General features: G+C 41.3%; 8 protein-coding genes. All 8 read right to left on the bottom strand.

The genetic code is table 11. The features are described from left to right. Positions 1-927, bottom strand: a 927-nt coding sequence (locus IQ229_RS16925) for an ATP phosphoribosyltransferase regulatory subunit (RefSeq protein ID WP_194045658.1), incomplete at its 3' end; no start/stop codon positions are given. 248 nt (positions 928-1,175) lie between these two features. Next, entirely contained in the window at positions 1,176-1,403 is a 228-nt protein-coding gene (locus tag IQ229_RS16930) for a hypothetical protein (protein WP_194045660.1), read from the bottom strand. 57 nt (positions 1,404-1,460) lie between these two features. After that, positions 1,461-1,859 carry a type II toxin-antitoxin system VapC family toxin gene (gene vapC, locus IQ229_RS16935; RefSeq protein WP_194045661.1) on the bottom strand — a complete coding sequence of 133 codons (399 nt, stop codon included), beginning with the start codon at positions 1,857-1,859 and terminating at the stop codon, positions 1,461-1,463. Further along, positions 1,846-2,082 carry a type II toxin-antitoxin system VapB family antitoxin gene (locus tag IQ229_RS16940; protein ID WP_194045663.1) on the bottom strand — a complete coding sequence of 79 codons (237 nt, stop codon included), beginning with the start codon at positions 2,080-2,082 and terminating at the stop codon, positions 1,846-1,848. Before IQ229_RS16940 ends, vapC begins: the two co-directional genes overlap by 14 nt. Before the next feature lie 39 nt (positions 2,083-2,121). Continuing rightward, a complete protein-coding gene (locus IQ229_RS16945) occupies positions 2,122-2,466 on the bottom strand; it encodes a type II toxin-antitoxin system RelE family toxin (RefSeq protein ID WP_194045665.1) in 345 nt (114 codons plus the stop codon). Beyond that, positions 2,459-2,698, bottom strand: a complete 240-nt coding sequence (locus IQ229_RS16950) for a type II toxin-antitoxin system RelN family antitoxin (protein ID WP_194045667.1) — start codon at positions 2,696-2,698, stop codon at positions 2,459-2,461. The genes IQ229_RS16945 and IQ229_RS16950 overlap by 8 nt, the downstream gene beginning before the upstream one ends. A 31-nt stretch (positions 2,699-2,729) precedes the next feature. Further along, complete coding sequence (locus IQ229_RS16955) at positions 2,730-2,939, bottom strand: hypothetical protein (RefSeq protein ID WP_194045669.1); 210 nt, start codon at positions 2,937-2,939, stop codon at positions 2,730-2,732. A gap of 15 nt (positions 2,940-2,954) precedes the next feature. Beyond that, positions 2,955-3,899: restriction endonuclease subunit S (locus IQ229_RS16960; protein WP_194045670.1), on the bottom strand; the 945-nt coding region annotated here is incomplete at its 5' end.

Raw genomic sequence — 3,899 nt, forward strand, 5'->3', positions numbered from 1 at the left:
TTCGTAAACTGTGCCAGTATAGTAATCAAGACCACGGGCAATGGATAAATCAATACAGAAACGGTTTTCGGCAACTCCCAGATTACGCACTCCAGCAATTACCGTTTCTAATTCGGTAACTCCTAAACTCAATTGCTCGGATTCTGGCAGATTTTGGGCGAGGTGCTTGAGCTTATCTAAGACTTCATCAACAGAACCGTCAATTTTAATAAACTCAATAATTTTTTGTGACTGTTCGGCTGCAATCCCTTCTTTTTCTAAATCTTGTTTGACTTTACTTTCACCAATCTTTTCTAGAGTGTCAACAATCCCAATACAAGATTTAATTTGATTTTCGGTAATTCCCAATGATTTAAAGAAACCAGTAAGAACTTTTCGGTTATTGATGCGAATCAGAAAATCACCAATATTAATTGCTTCAAATATCTCAGTGATAATTGCAGGCATCTGAGCATCATAGAGCAAGCTGAGTTCACGACGCGCAACTACATCAATATCGCATTGACGGAACTGGCGAAAACGTCCATCTTTTGCCCGTTCACCACGAAAAACTACATCGGTTTGGTAGCGGGCAAAGGGAAAGGTTAATTCATTGAGATGACGGGCAATATACGCCGCTAAAGGAACTGTTTGATCGAACTTTAAAGCTCTTGCTTCCGAACCTGTTTCGCCCGATCTATCTCTCTCAGCTTGTCGATTTGGTGGCAATATAGGATCAATTCCATAAATGATATTATCGCCTTGATTACCTTTAGCTTGTAGCACTTCTAAACGTTCTACAGCAGGTGTTTCGATGGGCGTAAATCCATAGCTTTCAAAAACTCTACGGATGATATCTAGCAAATATAATTCTAGACGCTTTTCGCTAGGAAGAAATTCTGGAAACCCGCTAGGGGTAGAAAAGTTTATTTTGTCACCTTTGGCCATGCGTGTACCTTACTAAGTTGAAATTTGAGATAAAAGCCTAACAACTAACTGGAAGTCGTGACTACACAAACAAAGTCCGCACAACGACCGGCTCAGTGACCACCTGCGCGGACTGGAGAATAATAAGCGTTTATCTTTGAGGGGAGAAATGAAATTATAACTTGATGTGAAGCATAACGAATTCCGCTTTTTTTCAAGCGATGCCTGCGGCGGGCTACGCCTACGCGTTTCTGGTCGGCTTCTAACAGCTAAGTTAAGCCGCAGCTAGTATCCGTTGTATTATCACCAATATCTCTGGTTCGTCCGCTCCAACGTTTTGTTAGACTGGGTTTTTGCGACAAGTTCACAACTTCTCTGCCGCTTTCTGCTTCCTTCTTACGTAGGTCTGCAAATATTGCATCTAAATCATAGTTGAAAGACTTCGCATACTCTTCACGGATTTGGTGGATCTCTTCGACAATCTCATCTGTCCACATGACCTAATATCCCATTAGTTTTTATTTTGAGGGTTTGCGGGGGATCGACGATCACACTTAAGCTTGAAAGCGAAGGTGTTGGAGCGATCTTACTTGGGCAATGGTTTCAAAGTCGCGATCGCTGTGAATCAAAAGCAAATTATTTTCCAGAGCCGTTTGAGCAATGCAGCAATCGATTGGACTGCGAACGGTAAGCCCTTGGCGACGCAAGTCATAGTAAATACGGGCAGCCGCTTGCCAAGAATGAAGCGAGGGTTCAATGTAATTTTGTGTTTCCAGGTAGGTGGAGAGGAGAGTCCATTCTTGCTCGTTCAGGCTACCTTGAAGCAATTCAAGCTGAGTGAATCGGGTGAGCAGAACTTCTCTATTAGCAATTAGGGTTTCAAGCTGCTGGCGAATTTGACCGTTGCGATCACGCAAGACGACTATCCAAACTGATGTATCAATCAGCAGCATGACGAGTCTCGCGCAGAGCTTTGTGGTCAAAGTCTGGGGCAAACTGAATTTGTCCAGCGAGGTCGAAAAGGTTTCTCTTGCGGTGTGATGTTCCAGAAGAGTCACTTCGTGAACGCACAAGTTCTTGCAGAGCAAAATTCACTAGTTCTTCTTGAGTAGTGAAGTTGGTGAGTTGCAAGGCTTCGTTAAGGAGAGATTCATCAAGGTTAAGGGTAATTTGCATAGGTATGAGTTGAGATAAACACAATATTCTGCTCACATTTTAATCTGATTCTGTAATGATGCGCTGAATGTCATCTGCGGCAATATCGACTTGTTCAGATTTTGCATAAATAGTCAGCAAAATAATTCCCGTTGCTATCTTGACATAGTAAATCAGACGATAGCCACCGCTTTTACCTTTTTGAGTGTCGCTATTTCGGACTCTTAACTTGAAGACCGCATAACCAACACTAGGTATTTGATCTCCTGGCAACTCCCCCTGTTCAAGTTGTTCGATGACGGGTTGTATATCATTCCGAATACTGCGATACTTCTTGGCAAGAGCGCGTAAATTTCGGTTGAACGTTGGCGAAGCTTCAACTTGAATGAAAGGCTGATCAGTCATTTTCCAGCCCTTCCCAAAGTTGAGCCACCGGGATAGTTTGCCCAGTCATGGCTTCGTGCCAAGCTTGCCGGAAATCTGCTAAGACTTCTGCTTGAGATTGATCGTTCAGAACTTCCTCTTCTGGAATTAGAATAATAACTTCTACGCGGCTGTTTTTATCTGTTATGAGAGGATGATCTAAGGTTAATTGTCCTTGCTCATTAATCGTTGCCATGACTTTAAGTGCTTTCATTGTTACTCCAAGATGTTCCTAAACTCGACTTTCACGCTTTCGGCTCCAAAAGTTGAAAGATGGACTTACGGCTAACCAGTTCAGTTGTTTCACCTTCAGCGATCGCTTGCTCCATTGCCACATCTTCAATAATTTCTGCCATAAATTCAGAAACTTCTTTTCGATTGTCACGAATTAATTCGACGATCGCGCTTTCCAAGATTTCCTTAAGTTGATCTGGGTTTATAGTAATCTCAGACATTGTGCCTCCATTAGGTTAGTTTGAGTTTGATAGATTGATTCCTAACGCTTCAAGCTGCTGATTGATCCAAGCCCTTGCTGTCGCTTCATCAGTTTCGATCGCTCGTTCTACTCCTGTTTTAGCAATTTCTAGCAGTTGCTTGGATTTTAGTTTTAATGAAAATGATGAGTTTATCTTCTCAACAATGTTTTGCTGTTGGGGTTTCGGCAATATTGGGATTAGTAAATTGGCTAAATCTGGCTGAGAAATACTATAGTAAGCCACCCCATGAACCCTGCGCTCAACCTGTAAATAACCAAATTTTGAATTCAAAAATAGGCTGATGTATTCCGGTAAAACTTCTTTTTTAGAAGCTGAAGTCAAACGTACAAGCATGATTTCACTGCTAATAATTCCGTTAACTTCTAGTTCTGTAACAACTGCGGAGTTGCCAAAACTACCTTTACGAGTGAAAAGAATATCTCCGACTTGCAAACCTACGGGTTTGTCAACATCAGCCATTGTAATCGGGATTTTGACAGCACTTTCAAAATTAATTTGTCCGTTTTTAACATCACCAACACGAATGTAAGGTGTTCCTTTTTCGGTATATTCTCGATAGTCAAACCCATTTTGAATTGGCTCTATTAATGAGCCTAAATTATGATATAGAAAACCACAATTTTTAATAACTTCTTCTACTTGATCATACTTTGGTTGATAATACTCAGCGTCGAGGCGATCGCAAGACAGGAACGACTCAGCAAAACTCTTGACGGCAACAGTTTCTTCCGTGGGTTGCCAGTCTTTCAAGCCAAGATCCGACAACAGCAAATCCTCAGCTTGTAAGTAATTCTGTTTTGATTGCTCTATTTTTGAGTAGGCAAACTTGATTATTTTTTCTGTAAGTGTCTGAAATTCATCTGAAGGAAGAACAACCTTAATAAGCTTAACCTGAGTTAGTAATAAGTTTGGTTGTAC

It is taken from the genome of Nostoc cf. edaphicum LEGE 07299, assembly GCF_015207245.1.
GTDB lineage: Bacteria > Cyanobacteriota > Cyanobacteriia > Cyanobacteriales > Nostocaceae > Nostoc > Nostoc edaphicum_B.

Coding starts and splice junctions, on each gene's coding strand:
- IQ229_RS16930 (WP_194045660.1), bottom strand. CDS start 1,403: ATGTGGACAGATGAGATTGTCGAAGAGATCCACCAAATCCGTGAAGAG.
- vapC (WP_194045661.1), bottom strand. CDS start 1,859: ATGCTGCTGATTGATACATCAGTTTGGATAGTCGTCTTGCGTGATCGC.
- IQ229_RS16940 (WP_194045663.1), bottom strand. CDS start 2,082: ATGCAAATTACCCTTAACCTTGATGAATCTCTCCTTAACGAAGCCTTG.
- IQ229_RS16945 (WP_194045665.1), bottom strand. CDS start 2,466: ATGACTGATCAGCCTTTCATTCAAGTTGAAGCTTCGCCAACGTTCAAC.
- IQ229_RS16950 (WP_194045667.1), bottom strand. CDS start 2,698: ATGAAAGCACTTAAAGTCATGGCAACGATTAATGAGCAAGGACAATTA.
- IQ229_RS16955 (WP_194045669.1), bottom strand. CDS start 2,939: ATGTCTGAGATTACTATAAACCCAGATCAACTTAAGGAAATCTTGGAA.